Below are 20,367 nucleotides of genomic sequence, written 5' to 3' on the forward strand. Positions count from 1 at the left end.
AATGCCCAGGCGCTGTTTGCTTATCTCCTCTTTGGCCTGAGCCTCAGCTATGTGCGGTCGTTTCATGGACTGGGCGCGGCGATCGGTGTTCATCTCCTGAACAATATACTCGCCTTCAGCAGCCAGGTTTTTTCCTTCAACCTTTTTGCCCAAATCGAGGCTCAAAGCATCTGGCAGTATCTGGTCCTGCTGCTTTTGTCTTTTGGAATTTTTCTGATCGGACGGGATCTCGTGCGGATGGTGGATAAGGGGGCCGGAGCCCCCTGATTCGTTACTCGTTGCCTTGAATATTGCTATAGAAGTCATTGCCCTTGTCATCGCATACGATGAAGGCCGGGAAATCCTTGATGCGAATCTTCCGCACGGCTTCCATACCGAGGTCGGCGAAGTCGACGACTTCCACGCTTAGGATGTTCTGCTTGGCGAGGATGGCGGCCGGTCCACCGATCGAACCCAGATAGAATCCTCCATACTGTTTGCACGCCGCGGCCACTTCAGGCGAGCGGTTGCCTTTCGCCAGCATCACCAGCGATCCGCCTTGCGCCATGAACGGCGTCACATAAGGATCCATGCGACCGGCCGTGGTCGGGCCGAAACTGCCGGAGGGCATGCCTTCCGGAGTCTTCGCAGGTCCCGCGTAATAGATCGGGTGATTCTTGAAATAGTCCGGCATCGGCTTGCCTTCATTCAGCATCTGCTGAATGCGGGCATGAGCCACGTCGCGGGCCACAATCAAAGTGCCGCTTAGTTTCAGGCGGGTCTTGATCGGATGACGGCTCAATTCACGGCGAATCTCCGCCATGGGACGATCGAGATCTATTTCCACGGGTGGCGCAAGGGACGGATCTTTTTCAGGCAGGAAGCGCGCCGGATTATGCTCAAGATCTTCGATGAAGATGCCGTCTTTGGTGATGCGCGCCTTGATATTACGGTCCGCACTGCAGCTGACGCCAAGGCCCACAGGACAGGACGCAGCATGCCGGGGAAGGCGAATCACGCGCACATCATGCACGAAGTATTTGCCGCCGAATTGAGCGCCGATGCCCGTCTCCTGACAGATTTTTTGAACGCGGGCCTCCCACTCCACATCGCGGAAGGCCTGGCCATGCATGTTGCCGCTGGTCGGCAGATAATCAAGGTAACCCGCCGAAGCTTCCTTCACGATTTTCAGGCAGCTCTCGGCGGACGTCCCGCCGATCACAAGGGCGAGGTGATACGGAGGGCAGGCGCTGGTGCCGAGGTATTTCACCTTGTCTTCGATGAATTTGATGAGGCTCTCTTCGTTCAAGAGCGATTTGGTCTGCTGGAAAAGAAAACTCTTGTTGGCCGAACCACCGCCTTTGGCCAGGAAGAGGAACTCATAGCTGTCACCCGGCGTCGCATAGAGATCGATCTGCGCGGGCAGATTGCTGCCGGTATTTTTTTCTTCGAACATGCTCAGGGGAGCCAGCTGCGAATAGCGCAGATTTTCTGTCTGATAGGTTTTGAAAATACCCTTCGACAGCCATTCGGCGTCATCCACGCCCGTGAAGACCTGCTGACCTTTTTTCCCGATGACGATCGCGGTCCCGGTATCCTGGCAGCTCGGCAGTTTGCCCTCCGCTGCGATCACCGCATTTTGCAGAAGGGCGTGGGCCACGAAGCGATCGTTATCGGACGCCTCAGGATCGTCGAGGATGCGATTCAGACTCTGCAGATGAGTCGGACGCAGATAAAAAGAGACTTCCCGCAGGGCTTCCCGCGCCAGGAGCTCAAGGCCTTCGGGTGCCACCTGCAGGATGGTTTTGCCTTGAAAACTTGTGGTGCTGACATAGTCCTTGGTCAGAAGTCGATAGGGTGTCTTGTCTTGTCCTAAAACCAGCGGCTTTTGGTAAGCGAATTCCATGGCAGGTCCTCACGATTGGGGGGCTTTATGCTTAGGCAGACCGAAGAGGCGAGTATAAAAACCAGGAAGGGCCGGGTCAACGGGAGGATAAAAAAAGGACCCGAAGCCGGGTCCTTGGGAGCTGTTCGCTTGTGTCTTGTGCCTTTTGGCGTCGCGTCCGCAGTCAGCCGAGCCGGATCTTAGTGAGCGTTGGCCTGCTGCTGCTTTTTGAATTCGTCTTCACTGGTTTCCTGCTGCCGCGCTGTTTCATAACCACAGGCTTTGCCGGGTTCCCTCTCCAGACGTGCGGTATCATTCTGGCAAGCCTTGGCCACCATGGACTTGGCTGTCATCTGACGGGCATCACGCAGGTGCTTCAAACCTTCCTGGCCGTTGGGGTCTTTCGTGTCGCCTTTGACGGAGCAGAGCAGGGAGGCAGCCAGCATGATCTTGCTGCAGGCGTTCGCAGGATCGACGGCGATCGCATCCCTGTGGTATTTGACCGACTTATTGATATCGCCCTTCACATCGAAGAGCCATTTCATCAGAAAGAAGTCAGGCACGAGGCGATAGAACATGCCGAGCGCATAACGGGCGCTGCCCTGAAGCGAAGAGGCTTCCGCGAAGCGATAATTGTATTTGGAATTCACGACGCTCAGCCAGAGTTTTTCCACCTGCTTGGCTTTTTTCAAGGACGAGAAGATCCCGTCGATCGACGCGATCTTGCCGATCATCGCGCCCAGGAAAAGTGCGCAGATGGGATGATCCGTTTTCTTCTCGATGCAGCGTTCCGCTGACTTCTGTCCCCGCACGAAAACGCTGCGGGCGAAGGGCAGATCCTTTTCATCGGTATAAGACGCGCCGAGTTGGAAGGCGGAGTCAGCGACCATCCAAAGACCATCCACCCATGCGGGTTCCTTGGCCGAAATGGATTCGATGATTTCGAGCTGACGCTTCAGGATGGGTTCCGGCATCACGTCATCGGCATACTTCGCTTTGTTGGCCGTCCATTCCTGGTGAAGCTCGGGATATTTTTCCATAGGTTTCAGATCAACGGGATAGTTCTCGTAATCCGCTGCCACCAGCACATGGCTCCAACCCAGGGTCGCAGCGAGAAGGCAGGCCGTCCAGATTGGACGTTTCCAGGAAGCAAAAAACATGAAAAGACTCCTTTTAACTCAAAAGCACGAGGCGAACGGCTATGCTATCGGCAGGAGTCCGGCCGATGTGAGGGCGGTTTGGAATTTTCTTGAAAAAGGAGTGAATTCAGTTGGCTGGAACCAGGGTTGAGGGTGATCCAGCCGTTCCGGTCTGCCCAGCGGTGCTCGTGCTGCTGGTCGATTGGCTGCTGACCGACTGTTTCACGTTGCTTTTGACCAGCACCGCTTCGAGCGGGCTGCTCCAGGTATCTGTGGTGTTGTCGCTTCGGTCAAAAATCGTCACGTAAAGCATGATGGAGGGATAGGCGCTGCGCACCTGAGCAGGACTGGTGCCTTCAACTTTTACCCTATGATCATAATCGCCGGTCAGAACCTCTTCCTGGGTGATATTGGTTCCCGTGTTCGCATTTTGCGATGCGCTCAGGGTCACCATGAAGCGATCGCGATGATCGCTGATCCTGACTCCTTTATTGTAGCTCGCAATACCTAGCGTGGCCGTGAACCTGCCGTTTACATTGCTTTCCTCAAGAACCTGCGCATGGAGCCAAACACCATTCACCGGGACAGGCGGATCCACTTTATCGTCGGCCGTTTTCCTGGGCTCCTCCTTGCGGTCCATATCCTCGCTGGATGGCGTCGATGTTTGCAGTTTTGTGTCCTGACAGGAGGCCGTCACTAATAAGCTGAGTAAACCGGTGATGACCAGCAACTTATTCATGGATCGCACTCCCGTGGCTTTCTACTCCGATCGGATGATATCGCCGGCCCCTTGAGAAAGACGAATGCATCGGTCTTACTCCATGCAATCGCAGGCTTTTATAAGCCTTCGAAGCCACTATTTCCTTCGGTAAGAATGACCAGGTTCTTACTTTTTAGGGACGCGAGCCTTAGGTGATTTAACCCAAACCCTTTGAACACCGAAGACCTAAGAGGAGTTTTCGATTGGGGAAATGTGAAGATGTTGAAATGGATCCTTATGCTCGTCTGCGCCGTGACAGGCGAGGTGGCTGTCGCAGACGAGGAGAAAGCTCCCGCTCTTGCGCTTGAGGATCCTTATACCTGGACCTGGGCAGCCATGGATAATCCTGTGACCCTGAGAAGCTGGGCCCAGGAGCGGATGGAATCCTTGAAGCCGGAATCCGACGGGCGTCTTTGGAGTCTGGCCGTGGCCGCTTTTTTTCGAAAAGCCCGGCCCGAGGACTACAGCTCTTTACAGCGCGAAAATCTGGAGAAAGCCTTGGACATCGCCGCGGAGCATACGCTTCCGCCCTGGGCGTTATTTGATCTGAAAGACGCCGCTTATTATTTCAAGCTGGTCGATGCTCATGGCCAGGACGGGATTCTTCCGCCCGATCAAGACCTTGAACGTCTTCGGCATCAGGCCGAGCTTGCCGACAGCTTAAAACTGCCGGGACGCAAGGCGCAGGCCAGCCTGGAATGGGGCTATGCGCTGCTGGATTCAGGACGCGAAAGCGAGGCGGTGAAAAAAATCCATGAAGCCCTGCGGGAATTGAACAAAGCCCACGGTGTCCAGGATCTGGAGATCATCAAGGCCAAAGGCCTCTATGCGGATGCTCTGGTCAACCTTCAGTCCCGTGAAAAATCCCGCACGATCTATCGCGAGCTGGAGCAGTTCTGCCAGCGAAAAAATCTCCGCATGTTCTGCCTCGCTGTTCATCATGCCCAGGCTTACCTTTGGATGCAGGAACGCACGCCCGAGGCTCATGAAAAGGCTTTCGCGATCTTGCAAAGATCTTTGGCCATTGCTGAAGAGCTGCAGGATGAGCACAGCATCGCCTCCATTCATAATTATCTCATTCGCGTCTGTGATGCCATGGGGCGCTATGAGGATGCCGAAGCCTATGGAAAAAAAGCCATTGAAATGTTCCGCAGGGCCAAAAGCAGAGTCTGGCTCGGTGATACCCAGCGGAAGCTGAGTTTTGTCTATCTCAACATGAAACAGCCGGACAAGGCCTTGGATATTCTGAACGAGGCTCGCGAAAGTTTTCCAGCGGATTTCGCCATGGACCTTGCTGAAATTTCCTATCAAAAGGCTCAGGCCTTTCAAGCTTTGCGCCAGCATAAGAAGGCCTATGAGGCGCTGACGGCCTACGCCGCATTCCTGAAGCAGAATGCCCAGCAGAGTCAAAGCGCGGACATCGCCCAGAACCTGACGCAGATTAATCTTGAGCTGGAAGAGGAATACAGCCGCTCCCTGACTGAGGCTGAACGTCAGCAAGAGATACAAACCCAATTGGAGCGAGCCAATCAACGCAATCAGGAGGAGACGCTCCTTCTGATCAACATCATCTGGTTCGTGAGCGGGGGTCTCGTTCTGAGCGGTATTCTGGGCCTTCTTTGGATTCACCAGCAGAACCGTCGCATCCTGCGCTTGAATCGCCATCTCAGGGAAAATATCCTGCAGCGCTTTCTGCCGCCGCTGGTGGCGGAAAAAGTGGCGAGCGGCCAGGCCGTGCTTGATGAAATACCGCATGAGCAGAACGTGACCGTTCTCTTTGGGCGTCTGGTCGGGCTTGAACATGCGATTGAAGAGCTGGGACCACGGGTGACGGCGCGGCTTTTGGAAAGCCTGATGCAGGCTGTGACCGATGTCAGCCTTATTCATAAGGGCTGCCTGGATAAGCTGCATCGCGGCAGCTTTCTCATCCTTTTCGGAGCGCCCTTGCCCTCGTCGGCGGATGAGCAGGTGGCCAATGCCATGGCCTTTGCCGAAGCGATCCTGGAACGCTTTGCTCAGATTCGCGAAGACTGGCCGCAGGTCGCAGGATGGCAGCCAGGCCTTGCCATTGGCATTCATCAAGGGGCGGCCCTGGTCGGTATCTTTGGTGGCAAAAGGCGGGCGGACTATACAGCGATTGGCCAGACTGTGAACCTCGCCGCGCGGATCGAAGGTGAGGCGCAGTCGAATCAGATCCTGGTGAGCGAAACCGTCGCTCAATTTTTGACGTCCGATCGCTGCCATTCCCTGGGCGAGATCCGGCTGAAGGGGATCACGCAGCTGCAGACTATTTTTCGTGTGGACCTGCCGCTCCGTGCGAGGAACGCCTCATGAAAACAGGACTCTTCCTTCTGCTGGGGCTTCTTTTCCATACGCACGCGAAGGCCGTGCCTTGTCATGATCCCCGGGCCCATCTTGAAAGCATCCAGACCCAGGTTTTCCAGGATCCTGCCAAAGCCATGAAAGAAGCGCGCGCCTTCTTTCCATTTCAGAAGGTGCGCTGTGGACTTCAGTGGGCGCTTGGCCTTTATCTGACCGAAAGCGAGGCGCCCCCGGATGCACCGTGGATGAAGGCCGTCGAGCATGCTGATCGAAAAGGCCCTTATGCATCCGAAATTTTGCTTTTGGAAACGCTGCATCTGGAAGCAGCCGGCGCAAGCCTTCCCGATCTGCAGGAGCGCATCCGCAGCCTGGAAGAGGATTCCCGCGAGGCGCCCCCTGCCGTCCGTGTGCTGTTCCTTTACCTTATCACGGCCGCTGTGCACGATCCCCTTTTGAAGGCGAGCCTGGAAGGGGAAATGGAAGAAAAGCTGGCATCGGATCCCGCTCTTTCGGCTTTTGATCGCGTTCTTCTGCTCGAATACCAGGCCTATCACATGGAGCGCAATCGGAATCCGCAGAAAAAGCTCGCCCTGCGCGACAGCTTCCTTGCGGCGCTGCGCAGTCTCAAGCTTGATTATTGGGAAGCCTTCATTCTTTACAATCATGCGCGAACTTTCCAGCGTCTAGGCACGCTCGATGGGAACAGCAGTGCAGCTCGCTATTACGCGGACGCCGCCTCGCGTTTCCGTTCCCTGACGAAGGATGCTCTTTATGCCAGCATCCTTCTGGGCCAGGCCGGGATCGCCCATGGACAGGGAAGAAAAGCTGAAGCCATTCGCCTTGCCCGGGAAGCTGAGCCCTATTTCATTCAATCCCGGAATCGCATCTGGCAGGGCGAGGTTTGGAAACGCCTGGCCACCTTTTACGTCGATGATCGGCGTTACGGGGAAGCGCTGGCAGCTGTGCAAAAGGCCGAGGCTCTTTTTTCGACCAGCAGCGAGAGCGATCGGAATCAGCTGGAAGAAATCGAAGCGCGGATTCGCTTTGGAATGGGTGAGTATGAAGAGGCCGTCCTGCTCCTCGAATCATTCACGAAGAATTTTTCACGGCTGGAAGAAGAGCAGCGGCAGCAGTATGCGAAAGAACAGGGTGCCCGCTATGGGTTGACTCTGGAAGAGGAACGCAACAAGATCCGCGCCCTCAATCAGGAAACCGCCCAAAAACAAGCCCTCATGGATACCGCGAATCGCAAGGCCCGCGAGCGGAGTCTTCAGGTCCGGCTCTTTGCATCCACTATCTTCATGTTGGGCGCGGTCTGGCTGGTCTGGATCATTCGCCGCGGACTTATCCTCGGCAAGGCCATTCATAGTTTGAACGCGCATATCGAAAACCATGCCCTGGAACGATTCCTGCCGCCAGCCATGGTCCATGAAGTGGCGGCCGGTCGTCTGCAGCTCGATGAGCGTCCGAATACGCGGCTGGTCACGATCCTCGCCGCGGATATCGTCGGCTTTACGCAAGGCACCGAATCCCTTGGATCCGAACGCATTGCGAAGATCCTGAATCAATTCATGGTGACCATGGGGAATGTGATCTTCGAGCATCAGGGCACCATTGATAAGTTCATCGGCGATGGCGTCCTGGCGATTTTCGGAGCGCCCTTGGATATGGATGCGGAAACCCAGGCCCTGCAGGCCAGCCGCTGCGCCCAGGCCATGATCAAGGCTTTGGATGGGTTGAATCAGGAGCTTTTACCGGGCCTCGGATGGAAACTGCGATTGCGCATCGGCATGCATCAGGGCGTGGCGCTGGTGGGATCCTTTGGAACGCGACAACGAAGTGATTATGGAGCGATAGGCGATGCCGTGCATATCGCTTCGCGCATTCAGACGGTGGCCGGACCCAATGAAGTCCTCTTGACCACAAGTGTGAAACAGCACCTGGACACGAGCCTCTGCTTTCGCCGCGGCGACCTTAAAATTCGCCAGCAAAGCCAGGCGATCGCCATGCATAGCCTATCTTTGACTGCAGAATTAAAATCCGCCTGATCGTATCCAAACTTTAGACTTGTCTTTACTGACACAGCGTACTATCAGTGGGCCATCTGCCTGCTGCCGTCTCCTAATCCTGGTCCCGCATGGTTTTCCAGCAACATGAGTTCATTTGAGATCCCGGATGGAGGAGTCAATCGTGACGTTCCGTATTTTCACAAAGGCAGCTCTTTGCAGCAGTTTTCTCTCAAGCGCTGCCCTTGCCAACATCGTAGGTTCTGACCTGCAGAATTTCGTGCCTGCCCCCAGCAGCATGGATGGTGTGACCGTGAACAATGCGCTGACCTTGGGTCAGGGACGCCTTGGGCTTGGTCTCTTTATTGATTATGCGACCAACACTCTGCCTTATTTCAAAGAAGATGACGGTTCGACCCGCGACCGTGAGAAAGAATTCAACGACTCTGTCACCACACTCGATCTGCAGGCCGTCTATGGTCTCACCAACTGGTGGGATATCAGTGTCGCCGCGCCCTTCATCATCGCGCAGGAGCAGGGCGTGGACGGTGAGCCTCATGGTTATTACGGCCGCAAAGGTCTGGTCGGCTATCGCGTTGGCACGAAATTGCGCGTGCTGGAACTCGGCCCCTTCGCTTTGGGTGTGGTGGGCAACGCCGTTTATAACCGGGTTCAGGACAATCCTTATTCCGAAAACCGCTGGCCATCGACCAGCGTGGAGCTGGCCACCTCTTTGAATATGGGTCGCTGGCTGCTGACCGCCAATGCTGGCTATCGCTGGCGTCAGGGTGAGCCCGGCGACACGATTCGGGATACGCTGCCCGTGGAACGTTTCGGTGATCAGGCTATCTATAGCGCGGGTGCTGTGCTGCCTTTGGGTTCGGAATGGGCTGTGATGGCGGAAGTTTACGGAGCGAGAAATTGGGATGAATTCTCCGAGGAATCGCCGCGCTCGACCTCCATCAATGAATCGGTCCTCGGTCTTCGCTACGACGTGACCCCCGAGATTCAGCTGCATGCCGGCGCTGGCGCTGAGCTGCAGCACTCAATCAGCAGTGCGGATCTCCGGGCTTATACAGGTATCCGTTGGACGATCGGAGGCACGAAAAGCGAGGCCGTGGCCCCGATGGCCGTGGCTGTAGCCCCTGCGCCGCAGAAGGTCGTTTACGAAGAAGCGCCACGGGCGGATGCGGTGATCGACCTGAATGATGTGCACTTTGGCTTTGATTCGTTCGAGGTTCGCGATCCCAAGGCTGATGAAATCATGAAGCGCCTGTCGGAAATCATGCGCCTTCATCCCGATATCGAACGCGTTGTGATTGAAGGCCATACCTGTGACATCGGCAGTGATCAGTACAACATGAAGCTGAGTGATCGTCGGGCATTGGCTGTGGAAAAGTGGTTGACCAATCGCTACGGCATCGACAAGAGGAAGCTGCATTCCATCGGCTGGGGCGAATGGCAGCCCAAGGTCGCCAATTCCAACGCCGCGAATCGCAAGGTGAACCGTCGGGTCAGCTTCAAGATATACTTTCAAAAGGACCAGACGGGCGAAAGAATCTACCAGGCCAACGCCCGTTAATCATCCAAAAAGCCTAATCCCAATGCCCTGCTCCATTTGATGGTGTCAGGGCATTTCTTTCTTACCGAATTCTTTCCGAGTCTGGCATTCCCCAAGGACATTCATAAGATGGACAAGCGGAAACCTGATCAACCCCTGGCTTCGCGGAGCCGTCGATAAGGAGTTATCCACGGAGGTTTGATGCGATGAGCCAGATGGAAATGTCCCGTCAGCAATTAATGGAAGAACTCCTGAGCCTTGAGGCTCTTTTGCGTCTGATGAAGGGGCGCGAGCCGTCTGAGTGGATGATCAATAACGTCATGAGTCTGCTTTATTCCCTGAAAACCAGGGCTTTTTTAGCTCGAAAACTGTCCTTGGCCGACATCATCCATTTCATGCAAAAGATTCTAATTGAGCTGCCGTTCCATGCCGCGCTCGATCTTCTGCTGGAAGCTGTGGATGTCTGCGTCAAGGTCTTCGAGGATGCGGAGGCGGGGAGCCTCACGCATCAACTTCAGAGCCGTTATGAGGAATTGACCCAGAATTTTTTCGCCCCCGGTGGGACTGTCGTGCCTATGCGGCGCTGATCAACGCGAGAGCCGCGCGATGGCATCGATCACCGCAACATCCAGATGCGGGTTGGCCGGGTCCGGGATCGTCGAAGTCCAGGCGAAGTCGGGATGATTCTGGCGCGAGTTGCCTATCCATTCGCCACCGATGATGCTGCCGTGCCTGAGTTCCAGAACGTAATCCAGCTTTTGATTATGGCCGGTGGCAAAGCGGATGACGGTTCTGACTTTCATGAACTCGGTGGCATCGGGGTTCCAAAGATAACTCGTGGCTCTGCTGATGTTGGTCAGTTCACGGGCCTTCACGGGATCAATAACTTCAACCGTGCTGCGGTAGCCCTCGACCGCAAAGTTCCAAACCTCGTCTCCAGCGGTATCATCAATGATGAAAGGCTTCTTATTCTTGCCCAGCAAGTTGCCGAGCAGAACGTGAAGCGCGCCGGCATTCATATCACGGCATCCCGGGGTTGTAATGCGGCCTGCATCATCCACAATAGGCCGTGAGAAGCAGCGCCGTCCGACCAGAGTCACATGCTGCGTTCCCTGCCATTTTTCAATGAGGAGCGCTTTGATATCCTCCACGGTGAAAACCTGGCCTTGGTAGGTCACAGCGCGTTTGGGTTCCTCTTCATTGATGCCGGCGGCAGCGAGCCCATTGCAATGCCCGGCCCACTCCACATGGCCCTGTTTGGCAGCTGTGGCCTCTTCCCAGCTGACAGCTGTACCGTCACCCCCGGTGGCGAGGTTATATTTGCGTGTGGCCTCGACCGTTCCGCCTTTGCTGAGCGGGTACCAGTCGCCGTTCCAGACGAATTTGAGACTGTCGCCCTGGGTCGGCAGATCCTTGGTCAATGTAGTAAAATTCAAAGGCACACCGAGCTTGCTGACATCATTGTCTTCGTCGATCAGTTCCTGGGTGCGCGATGGTGGTTCGGCCGAACAGCTGAACACGGCGCCCAGAGGCAGCAGGAGGCCGAGACGCAAGGCGATGAAAGTCTGAGAAAACACATGTTTCATGAGATATCCCCCGGGTTAATCCCAGGCGAGAATACTCTCCCATGCTCCAGCCTGTCGATCGGGTGTTAACCCCAGGTATAACTTCGCACTAGCCAATCAGTACCCCTTTCTCCTTATAATGGATCAGGAACAACGAACACCCAGACAAGGATGCTGCTGATGCGAGATCCAGTTGCCGCGGCTCGTAACATTGTCAAAGAGCGTTTTCCGGGAGCCGTCTGCGCTTTTGCCAGTGGCGACTGGCAGAGACGCGAAGAAACTCCTTATTCCCTTGTGTCCATTGTTGTGATCATGACCCGCGTGCAGACTGCCTATCGTGAGAGTCTGCGTATTGATCAAATTCCTATGGAGGTATTCGTGCACGATCCAGAAAGCTGGGATTACCTTTGTTTGAAGAAGGATCGCGCGAAGGGAGATCCCTCCGTCGCGCAAATCGTGGCTCAGGGTGAAGCCCTTTTGCCAGGCAGTGCAATGGCCAGCGAAATGCAAGAAAGGGCCAAAGCTGTTCTGGCTGCTGGACCTGAGCCTATGACGGATGAGCAGATTCAGGAAAAGCGCTATCAGATTTCGGTTTTGATGAATGAGCTGCGTGCGCCTCGCAGCCACGGGGAGGCGATGGGGAGTCTGAGCGTGATGCATGAAACGCTCGCAGATTTTTATCTGCGCGGCCGCGGCGCCTGGTCGGCCAGCGGCGCGGATATTCCCAGGGCCCTGCAGGCGGCGGACGCGGAGTTTTCCAAACGCTGGCAGAGGGTCTTCACCACGGCATTCATGGGCGACCGCAGCGGGCTCATGAGCCTTGTGGATGAAGTGCTTGAACCGCATGGTGGGTTTTTATTCGACGGTCATGTCCGTCGGGCGCCGGATAATTGGAAACAGCAGCCGGTTGCCGGCTGACGCGAAAAAGCCTGAGGCCGCACCTCACGCAGTCTGCGCCGCGACCCATGCGGCTGGTCGCCGGTTGATGCCGCATCCACGCGGCCATCGCTGGCTGATAGAACAGAACTCACGATTTCGCTTGTCCTCTCAGCTCACAAAAAAATAGGGCCACCCGCAAGCGGATGGCCCTCGTGAGATGCTTTCATTCAACGGCAGAAAATAATACTCCATGGCCATGGATAGGGACATGGTTCGGGTACAGGAGTTGGCGTCGGCGTTGGCGTCGGCGTCGGCGTCGGTGTCGGTGTCGGTGTCGGTGTCGGTGTCGGCGTCGGTGTCGGTGTCGGTGTCGGTGTCGGTGTCGGTGTTGGTGTTGGTGTGGGGTTAGGATTCGGCGTATTTCCATCCGGATCTGTGAACAGGAAAACATTCGGCGAATTACGGCCAGGGTTGGTCACCACGTTCGTCGTCGCATTCTCCAGAATCTCATTCGTCATCTCTGCAGGCGTGGCGTCGGGGTTTGTTTCCAGATAAAGAGCCACAGCACCCGCCACATGAGGACTGGCCATCGAAGTCCCGCTGATGGTATTCGTAGCCGCATCCCCGGTCGACCAGGAACTCGTGATGCCATCACCCGGCGCAAAAATGTCCACGCAGGTTCCAAAGTTCGAGAACGAAGCGCGGGCATCCGTCTTGGTCGTGGCTCCGACCGTGATAGCCTCTTTCACACCGGCCGGCGAAGAACGGCAGGCGTCGGCATTTTCATTGCCCGCGGCGACAACGAAGACAACACCCGCGTCAATGGCTTTTCTTACCGCCTGGTCGAGCGACGTGGACACGCCGCCGCCCAAAGACATGTTGGCAACAGCGGGGAATTTGGCATTTTTCGCCACCCATTCAATACCGGCAATCACATCCGCGTTGGTTCCGCTGCCATCACAGCCAAGAACACGGACAGGATGCAGCGTAACATTCTTCGCCACGCCATAGGTCGTGCCGCCGACAGTTCCGGCGACGTGCGTTCCATGTCCATTGCAGTCTTCAGTACCGCGACCGTCCTGAGGCGCGCCGAAGCCGTTGCCCATGCGCCCGGAAAATTCCTTGTGCGTGCTGCGAATGCCGGTGTCGATAATATAGGCATGAACGCCGGTGCCGGTCGTTCCATACTCATAAACGCTGTCCCGCCCACTGCGCGCATCAATGCGATCAAGACCCCAGGTAGCGTTGGCCTGCGAAGCGCTCGCATGAACATACTGGTTGGGCTCGACCCAGTCGACATCAGGATCATTGAGGATGTCCTGCAGCTGCCGGGAATCCGCTTTCACATGCGCCGCGTGAATCAGGCTGCCGAATCTTTGCAAAACTTTCACACCATAGTTCTGTTGGATGCGCTGGGATTTTTGCAGGATCAGGCGCGGGTTGATCGAACGAGCCGAAAAGCTGTCATCCTCGCCTTTGAAATGCACGATGTATTGGTTCGGTACGACCTTGCCGTTCTTGGACGGTATGAATTCCGCGGCCTGCCCCGACCCAGCTCCGGCGATGAGCAAAATGCTCCCGATCAAGCGCATCTTCATGCGTGTGCCTCCAACTTTATTTTGAATAGTGCAAACTCCTCCCATCATAGTTGCAAGGGAGGGGTCTTGGTCAAGTGGCCAACCTTCAGTATTTTTCATGGTGCGTGATTCAGTTCTTCACCTTGAAGAAGCAAATCATTCGCTGTGACGAAACACTCAGGTTTGCGGATAGCTGAAGATGATGTCGACCATGCGATCTTTTTTGCCTTGAATGGGAATGGTGCAGGGGCCGGTAAACTGGCGAATACGAGGCTTTGCGCCGCTCGTATAATGAAATTCCATTCGAGGCGCGAGCGTTCGAATGATCAGGCTCGTCGGCTGCAGGGCAAAGATTTCGCGATCCTCGCCGTCGACCTTCCTTTTGTTTTTATAAACGATCTGAAAGCCGAGAGCTTCGAAGCGGGAGGGTAAAACCAGCTCGAATTTCAGGGGTTTGCCTTGACGCAAAGACTCCCAGTTGCGCAGGATCAGGTTATTGAAGACTTTGCCGTGATAAGCATTCGCCTCCCAGGTGAGTGTTCCATCTTTGTAGGTCTGAGTGGAATCAGGGCGATATTTTATTTTCATCGTATCACCCTGGGTCACGAGATCGGTTTCCTCGCCCGTGACAGGGTTTTTAAAACGATAAGAATCGACGCGCAGACTCTGGTTCTGGTAAACGACATTTTCGTACTGAACCTCGGTTTTCTTCAGGTCGTAGTACCAGGTCTCTTTCCGCGTCACAGGGCCTTCGGCGGTGATGGTCTCGGTGCCGGCGAAAAAAAGCTCGCGATTGTCTGGATCGCGGACTTCGAAGTCGATGCGTTTGACGTCTTCCATTTCGTAGGCATGAAGAATTCCGGGCACAAAGAGAGTGAGTGCCAGGGAAACAGCACGAAACATCGGAGCCCCTTTCCTATCCATTGATGGATTATGGTAGAGGGGGTTGATGATGTTCGTCAACACAGAGAAGCGGGCCAGAGGCTAAGCCTTTGGCCCGTATGACGATGACATGGGCTGTGGGATTCCCATTTTCGAACAGAAGATACCGTTCAGTAGCACTTCTGATAGATCAGGCGGAAGGCGACGCGATCCAGCGATCCCTTGGACTGGCTTGCATAGCGGCCGCTGTTTCCTTTGGGGGAGACGCGGACAGCGGTATTCAAGGTCAGGGTGCGGCTTTCGTTGCAATCGCTCCATACCAGATTCGAGCCACCGAGCGTACGGTCGAAGTTATAGTTCTGCTGGTTCCAGACCGGACCAAGGACTTCGGAGTCCGACGAGAAGGTTTTGGCCTCAGCCTGGAAATTCCCGTCGAAGGAGGCCACGAACTGATCGTTCGGCGCCAGCTGATAGCTGCCCCAGGAAACCACGCGTTCCACCGCATAGCGATAGCCGGGAGCGTCGACGTCCACGACGATCGCACAGTTTTTGCGGCTCTCTTCCAAACTGATGCCCGTACCCTTGACGACTTTGATGGGGTAAGCCTGGTTCAGTTCCACAGTCAGCCATTGACCATCAAAGCCATAAGGGATGGTCTTGCCTTCCTGCACCGGGCAGCCGCTGCCGTTGGTGGAGACGATGTTAAGACGTGCCTCGGTTGCCAGAGCCAAAGAAGAGAAAGTGAAGGTTGCGAGAGCTGCAAAAAATTTCGATTTCATGTGTGATCTCCTGAGCAATGTTCCTGAAATGAGTTTTATCGCAGCAAAGTCAGAAACGGAAGACGCTCACAGTACAAAGTGTTCTGTGAGCAAAGTTCGCAGAACAGAGGGTTCTGCCCAGTGCGGTGACTGCTGGTCAGTAAAGAGTGTGCGTAAGGTGTTGATGTGAAAGTGAATCTTTCAAAAAATCGGGAATTTGCTAAAGCTTTGTCCGGGATTTGCCGATAGCCAGGTTTCCAAGGTAAGAATTCGAAAGCTGGGAAAAAGCTCCCGATTTCTTTGCTTTTATGATGACAGGGCCTGGAATCTGCCAGGCGACGTCCGGGCGGAGCCCGATGGGAGAGCACCATGCAATCTGTAACTCAGAAGCTATTCAAGATATCCCTGGCTCTGTGCCTGTCCTGCCACGCACGGGTGGGTATAGGTCAGGAGGAGTGGACGCCCGAACGCGTTCTGCGTCTGCCGACTTCGGACGAGACCTTTAATCTGAGTGAGTTCGTCCAGACTCTGAAGACCGTGCCTGAACAAGCCCGTCATGAATGGGTCTATGAAGCCCTGGCCGCCGGATATATGCCGAGCTTTCTGCGCCAGCTCAAGCGCGTGCGGTCGCGTCATGCAGGTCACGAGCTGAGTTTTTGGGTCATGCCCGATTACCTGTCCGTCGGTGATAATGACAACTATCTGCATGTGCCCGTCAATGGTCGCGATGCCCTGGCCCTGGCCCAAGACTGGGGCATGTATCTTCCCACCCGGAAAATGGTGGATCTCATCTATCGTCAGGCGGGAATGCTGCTGCCGTCGGTGCCTGTGAACATGAATGAAGCCGCGGATCCCATCCGACTGTGGCTTGATCATGAAGAACGATTGGAACCCGAACTTCAGCGTTACGCTGTGCGGTCGGGTTGGATACAGGCGGGGCATAAAAAGGACCTCGTAATGAGTCCCTTGCTGGTGAAGCATCCCGATCGCGCGGCCATCTATGGCTGGCAGGGAACGGATGGCCAGATCCTGCAGAAGCTCGCGCCTTCCGTTCGCAGGGATTACGCCGACTACAGCATGGGCGTGCGCTTCGTTGCGCCTTTCGTGTTGGTGGATGAACAGTGGATGCCTTTGGCCGAGGTTCTCAGAAATCCGAAGCTGGCTCCACTTTTGAGCGATGAAGGTCCCTTCGATGTGGACTTCTTTTTGAAACTGGATCCTTTGCCACCGGCGCCGCTGCGGAAAGCGCCTGCGTCGCTGATCGTCTATCATCGCCCATAAGAGGCGGCCCGACCAAGGTTGCCTTCGTTAGCATTTGTCCCGTTTTAAGGAATCCGAGCAGCGACGCCCCGCTGCCGGGTTCCTCTTTTTTCAGGCCGCTTTGGGCTGGGTCCTGACCTGAACGAGGCTGTGCGCGGGCAGGCGGATGACGAGCGAGAAGCGGCGGTAATCGGCTGTCCGGCCTGGGCCATCGAGCACCAGCTGCAGCTGACCGCCCAGCGTCTCCACGAAAGCCTTGACAGCTTCCATGCCCACGCCACGGCCGGAAATCTCTGTGATCTTCTGCGCGCTCGAGACACCCGAGATGAAGATGAGGTTGGCCACCGTCTCATCACTTGCTTCGGCGGTGATCAGCTTTCGCTCCACACCTTTCTTGCGCAGAACAGCAAGGTTCAAACCCGCGCCGGTATCTTCATAATGGATGAGGGTCTCCTTGTTTTCATGCTTCAGATGAATCATGATCCGCCCCTGATCCTGTTCGGTGAAGCCATGATCCAGACTGTTGCGGAACATGTGGACAAAGATGTCTTCAATCCGATCCTGGCCCGCCTGGTCCAAATAAAAATCCTGGCCATCTATCTCCACAGTCGGCGCTTTCTTCCCAAGCTGCGTGGCAAGACTCGGCAGCGAACCAACCACGGGCTTGATCAGAGTGCAGAATGTGCTGGCATTGAATTTGTCCAGACTGGAAAGAACCAGAGCGAGCTGGCTGCGACTTTCGTGGGACACGAGCTCCAGAGTGGGCCCCATGAGCTGGGACAGGCGCATGAGGCTCGATTCGAGTTCGGCCTGATCGGCCCGCTTCAGCTTTTTGTCATGAACCGCCTCGTACGTATTGAGGATCGTGCTGATGCGTTCGAGCACACCGAGGAGATGGACCGCATCATCCTCATCGAAATCCCGGACGTCATAAGCGAAGAGTTCCGTTTCCACATCATGCACGATGCGGGACACATCGGTAAAACCATAGGTGCGCGCGTTGCCTTTGATGGTGTGGATATTGCGCAGGAGAATATGCCATTCCAAATGCTTCTGCCAGTTCTGAACGATCTCGCGGCAGTGGCCCAGAAGACTGCGGGCGGAGTGCAGGAAGCGCTTGAACTTGCTCGCGGGAATTTCCAGGATCTGGCCGATGATTTCCAGCTCGTGCTGCTTGGCGGCGGCCGCTTCCTCGGCTTTTTTCATCTCGGTGACGTCCCTGATCGCGGCCAGGATCTTCTGCACATTGCCGTCATGATCCTCGATCGCCGCCCAGTCCACTTCCAGATGCTTCGATGTCGCGGCGTGCTGATAATGCAGCTGCCGGGGCAGAAGGTGCATGTTGCCTTCAAAGCTCAGCGTCTCCTGGCCAAAGGCAAAACCAATGGCTGTGCGCACCTGGGCGCGCACATCGCTGGCAAGGTCGGTGCGGTCGAGCAGATATTCATAAAGGGATTTGCCGGTCAGATTCTTCATGCCGACGATTTCTTCCAGATAGCGGGAATACTGCGGATGGATGCCGCCTTCGCTGTCGATCGTACAGATACCCTGATGAATGCTGTCGAGCATCACGCTCATGCCCTTGGTCTGGGCCCACAGCTCGGCCGTGCGATCCTTGACCTGACGCTCCAGCTCCATATTCATATTCTCGGTGACACGCCGCGCTTCAATCTGCGCTTCCAGGGCCGCTTTCTGAGCCCGGCGGATCTGCAGGTTGATTTCGTTGATCTTGTCGCTGGCGCCGATGGCCATCAAAAGCACCTGGACGCCGGTGCCGATTTCAATGCAGTTCACAGTTATGAACGAGACCGGCAGTATTCCGATTTTCTGCAGACCATAGATGACAGACGCCACGATCATGGAGATCCAGGAGAGCAGGAAGAAACGAGCCGGTTTATAGCCATTGCGCAGGGTGACGATGCTTCCCACCAGGATCGTGACGCTCGTGCACAGACCGACGACGATATAGGCTTTCAGATAGATATAGGGCAGGACAAAAGACCCAAGGCAGCAGGCTGTGAGGGCGGCCATGAAAAAATAGAAAGTTTTGAGAAGCCGCGGAAAATCCTTGATCGGCAGGAATTTGATGGTGGCAAAAGCCGCCGCGAGGAAGACAAAGGGCGCGGTGAAGGCGGAAGCCTGGTTGCCCCACCAGATGGATTCCGGCCAAAGGTATTCGAAGGCGAGACCGTTCATGACGAGCTTGAAGGTCAGAAGCGCTGACCAGTACCAGCTCAGACAGAAGTATTCAAAGCTTTTGGCGCCGATCGCCATCAGAAGGTAATAGGAAATCATGATCAGCATCAGGCCGATGTATGTTCCCTGGACGAGCTGGCTCTCATGGTCCTTCCGCATGACCGCGGCCTTGGTTTCAAAGGACATCTTGAATTCCGAAGCGCCGAGGGTTTGCATCCGCACGAAGAATTCGAGCGGCTCGGCACTGAGCGGCACTCCGAAATGAAAATAGCGGTGCTTCAGATCCCGCTCGGCGAAGAGAAGGCGATCACCCGAGCTTTTGTGGATCCATTCCCCATTTTTTTGAAAGTAGACATCAATATGATCCACCAGGGGATTTTCCATCACAAAATACCAGGGACCGTCCAACCTGCCTTCGGTGCGGGCCTGAAAGTGAAACCAGTAGGCATGGCCGGTGAATCCATAGTTGGGAACCTTGCGGGCCTCGGGCTGGAATTTGCCTTCCTCCAGGGCCTTTCGGGCCTGTTCGAAGGTGAGCTCGCGGGTGGGGTCGTCCAGCGTATTCACACCCTGGCCGATGGGAAACTCGTCCGCGTTCACCATCCACGCGGTATCGTCCGCTCCGAAGGCCGATGGCATCACAAAGGCCAGCACGGCCATTAGCCATATTTTTTGGATGCCCATGAACTGACCTCCTTCTGGATGCGCTTACGCGGCCTTTGGTTTCAAAAGCTTTCCGATCACCTTGCACAGCGATTCGCCGTGAACAGGTTTCACGATCCAGACGCGGACGCCTGCGTCCTGGCCCTGTTTGCGAAGCTCGGTGCTATTTTCGGTGGTCAGCATGATGACCGAAGTCCCGGCAAAGCGCGGATCTTTTTTGATCGCCTGGGTCAGCTGCACTCCGTTCATTTCCGGCATGTTGAAGTCGGTAATGATGATATCGAGAGGCGCGGATTGAAGAGCCATGGCCACGCCTGCGGCACCATTCGCAGCCACAAAAACTTCGTGCCCATCATTTTTCAGGATGGTTTGCAGTTCTGACAGAATCACTTCCGAATCATCCACGGCCAGGATCCGACCCATATGGCTACTCTCCCATCGAACATACCTTAGGGATGAGCATCGGCGTGGATAGCGAAATCCTAAGAGCCAATTATGACAGTTGGGAATGTATTCAAAAATGTATGGAGGAACCTGAAATCAAAGTGCTTTCACCTGGGCCATCACACCCATGAAGCCATCAATGATGAACTGAATCGCGATCGCGGTCAGGATTATCCCCATGATGCGGGTCACGAGGTTGATCCCGGTTTTACCGAGGAAGCGGTAAAGATGCGGCGCGCTCTTCAATAGGAAATAGGTCACGACGAAGACGCAGGCGATGGACAGCAAAAAAAGAGCGTTTTGCAGCGGCCCATGCACTTCCGAGGACTGCAGGACGACGGTCGAGATGGAGCCCGGCCCAGCCAGGAGCGGCGTGGCCAGGGGGAAGATGGAAATATCATCACGGGAATAGGATTCGTTTTCCTCTTCGGTTTTGACCCGTTCGCGATGGGCTTCCAATTGCGCGATGCCCAATAAAAGGAGCAGGATGC

General features: G+C 55.5%; 17 protein-coding genes. 7 read left to right on the plus strand and 10 right to left on the minus strand.

Annotated features, from left to right (window positions below):
* A partial coding sequence (locus VFO10_RS10205) for a hypothetical protein (protein ID WP_325139666.1) occupies positions 1 to 267 on the plus strand: 267 nt, incomplete at its 5' end.
* A 4-nt stretch (positions 268 to 271) separates the two neighbouring features.
* Here the strand turns inward: VFO10_RS10205 and VFO10_RS10210 are convergent.
* The 3 genes from VFO10_RS10210 to VFO10_RS10220 form a co-directional block, all read right to left on the minus strand.
* The gene (locus tag VFO10_RS10210; protein ID WP_325139668.1) at positions 272 to 1,885 is read right to left on the minus strand and encodes a fumarate hydratase; all 1,614 of its coding nucleotides are present in this window, start codon (positions 1,883 to 1,885) and stop codon (positions 272 to 274) included.
* A gap of 179 nt (positions 1,886 to 2,064) precedes the next feature.
* On the minus strand, positions 2,065 to 3,024 hold the full coding sequence (locus VFO10_RS10215; RefSeq protein WP_325139670.1) for a hypothetical protein: 960 nt from the start codon (positions 3,022 to 3,024) through the stop codon (positions 2,065 to 2,067).
* A gap of 106 nt (positions 3,025 to 3,130) precedes the next feature.
* Positions 3,131 to 3,742 carry a hypothetical protein gene (locus VFO10_RS10220; protein ID WP_325139672.1) on the minus strand — a complete coding sequence of 204 codons (612 nt, stop codon included), beginning with the start codon at positions 3,740 to 3,742 and terminating at the stop codon, positions 3,131 to 3,133.
* A gap of 240 nt (positions 3,743 to 3,982) precedes the next feature.
* Here VFO10_RS10220 and VFO10_RS10225 point away from each other — a divergent pair, with 240 nt between their 5' ends.
* From VFO10_RS10225 to VFO10_RS10240, 4 genes are all read left to right on the plus strand, one after another.
* On the plus strand, positions 3,983 to 6,097 hold the full coding sequence (locus tag VFO10_RS10225) for an adenylate/guanylate cyclase domain-containing protein (RefSeq protein WP_325139674.1): 2,115 nt from the start codon (positions 3,983 to 3,985) through the stop codon (positions 6,095 to 6,097).
* A complete protein-coding gene (locus VFO10_RS10230; RefSeq protein ID WP_325139676.1) occupies positions 6,094 to 8,133 on the plus strand; it encodes an adenylate/guanylate cyclase domain-containing protein in 2,040 nt (679 codons plus the stop codon). The genes VFO10_RS10225 and VFO10_RS10230 overlap by 4 nt, the downstream gene beginning before the upstream one ends.
* A gap of 142 nt (positions 8,134 to 8,275) precedes the next feature.
* A complete protein-coding gene (locus VFO10_RS10235; protein ID WP_325139678.1) occupies positions 8,276 to 9,673 on the plus strand; it encodes an OmpA family protein in 1,398 nt (465 codons plus the stop codon).
* Between the two features lie 185 nt (positions 9,674 to 9,858).
* The gene (locus VFO10_RS10240) at positions 9,859 to 10,239 is read left to right on the plus strand and encodes a hypothetical protein (RefSeq protein ID WP_325139680.1); all 381 of its coding nucleotides are present in this window, start codon (positions 9,859 to 9,861) and stop codon (positions 10,237 to 10,239) included.
* Here VFO10_RS10240 and VFO10_RS10245 read toward each other — a convergent pair whose 3' ends face one another.
* Positions 10,240 to 11,238, minus strand: coding sequence for a hypothetical protein (locus VFO10_RS10245; protein WP_325139682.1), 999 nt, complete (start codon positions 11,236 to 11,238; stop codon positions 10,240 to 10,242).
* A 159-nt stretch (positions 11,239 to 11,397) separates the two neighbouring features.
* Here VFO10_RS10245 and VFO10_RS10250 point away from each other — a divergent pair, with 159 nt between their 5' ends.
* Positions 11,398 to 12,135: a hypothetical protein gene (locus VFO10_RS10250; protein WP_325139683.1), complete on the plus strand. Its 738-nt coding sequence runs from the start codon at positions 11,398 to 11,400 to the stop codon at positions 12,133 to 12,135.
* A gap of 188 nt (positions 12,136 to 12,323) precedes the next feature.
* On the opposite strand, the gene VFO10_RS10255 is transcribed toward VFO10_RS10250, so the two are convergent.
* The 3 genes from VFO10_RS10255 to VFO10_RS10265 all read right to left on the minus strand — a co-directional run bounded on the left by VFO10_RS10255 (position 12,324) and on the right by VFO10_RS10265 (position 15,334).
* Positions 12,324 to 13,694, minus strand: coding sequence for a S8 family peptidase (locus VFO10_RS10255; RefSeq protein ID WP_325139685.1), 1,371 nt, complete (start codon positions 13,692 to 13,694; stop codon positions 12,324 to 12,326).
* A 156-nt stretch (positions 13,695 to 13,850) separates the two neighbouring features.
* Complete coding sequence (locus tag VFO10_RS10260; RefSeq protein WP_325139687.1) at positions 13,851 to 14,576, minus strand: hypothetical protein; 726 nt, start codon at positions 14,574 to 14,576, stop codon at positions 13,851 to 13,853.
* A gap of 149 nt (positions 14,577 to 14,725) precedes the next feature.
* Positions 14,726 to 15,334, minus strand: a complete 609-nt coding sequence (locus VFO10_RS10265) for a DUF4360 domain-containing protein (protein WP_325139689.1) — start codon at positions 15,332 to 15,334, stop codon at positions 14,726 to 14,728.
* A 348-nt stretch (positions 15,335 to 15,682) separates the two neighbouring features.
* Between VFO10_RS10265 and VFO10_RS10270 the strand changes: the two genes are divergently transcribed.
* On the plus strand, positions 15,683 to 16,594 hold the full coding sequence (locus VFO10_RS10270) for a hypothetical protein (RefSeq protein WP_325139691.1): 912 nt from the start codon (positions 15,683 to 15,685) through the stop codon (positions 16,592 to 16,594).
* 90 nt (positions 16,595 to 16,684) lie between these two features.
* Here VFO10_RS10270 and VFO10_RS10275 read toward each other — a convergent pair whose 3' ends face one another.
* From VFO10_RS10275 to VFO10_RS10285, 3 genes are all read right to left on the minus strand, one after another.
* Positions 16,685 to 19,453 carry a 7TM diverse intracellular signaling domain-containing protein gene (locus VFO10_RS10275; protein WP_325139693.1) on the minus strand — a complete coding sequence of 923 codons (2,769 nt, stop codon included), beginning with the start codon at positions 19,451 to 19,453 and terminating at the stop codon, positions 16,685 to 16,687.
* A 24-nt stretch (positions 19,454 to 19,477) separates the two neighbouring features.
* Positions 19,478 to 19,855: a response regulator gene (locus tag VFO10_RS10280; RefSeq protein WP_325139695.1), complete on the minus strand. Its 378-nt coding sequence runs from the start codon at positions 19,853 to 19,855 to the stop codon at positions 19,478 to 19,480.
* A gap of 117 nt (positions 19,856 to 19,972) precedes the next feature.
* On the minus strand, positions 19,973 to 20,367 hold a 395-nt coding region (locus VFO10_RS10285), incomplete at its 5' end, for a MarC family protein (protein WP_325139697.1).

Source organism: Oligoflexus sp. (genome assembly GCF_035712445.1).
Lineage (GTDB): Bacteria > Bdellovibrionota_B > Oligoflexia > Oligoflexales > Oligoflexaceae > Oligoflexus.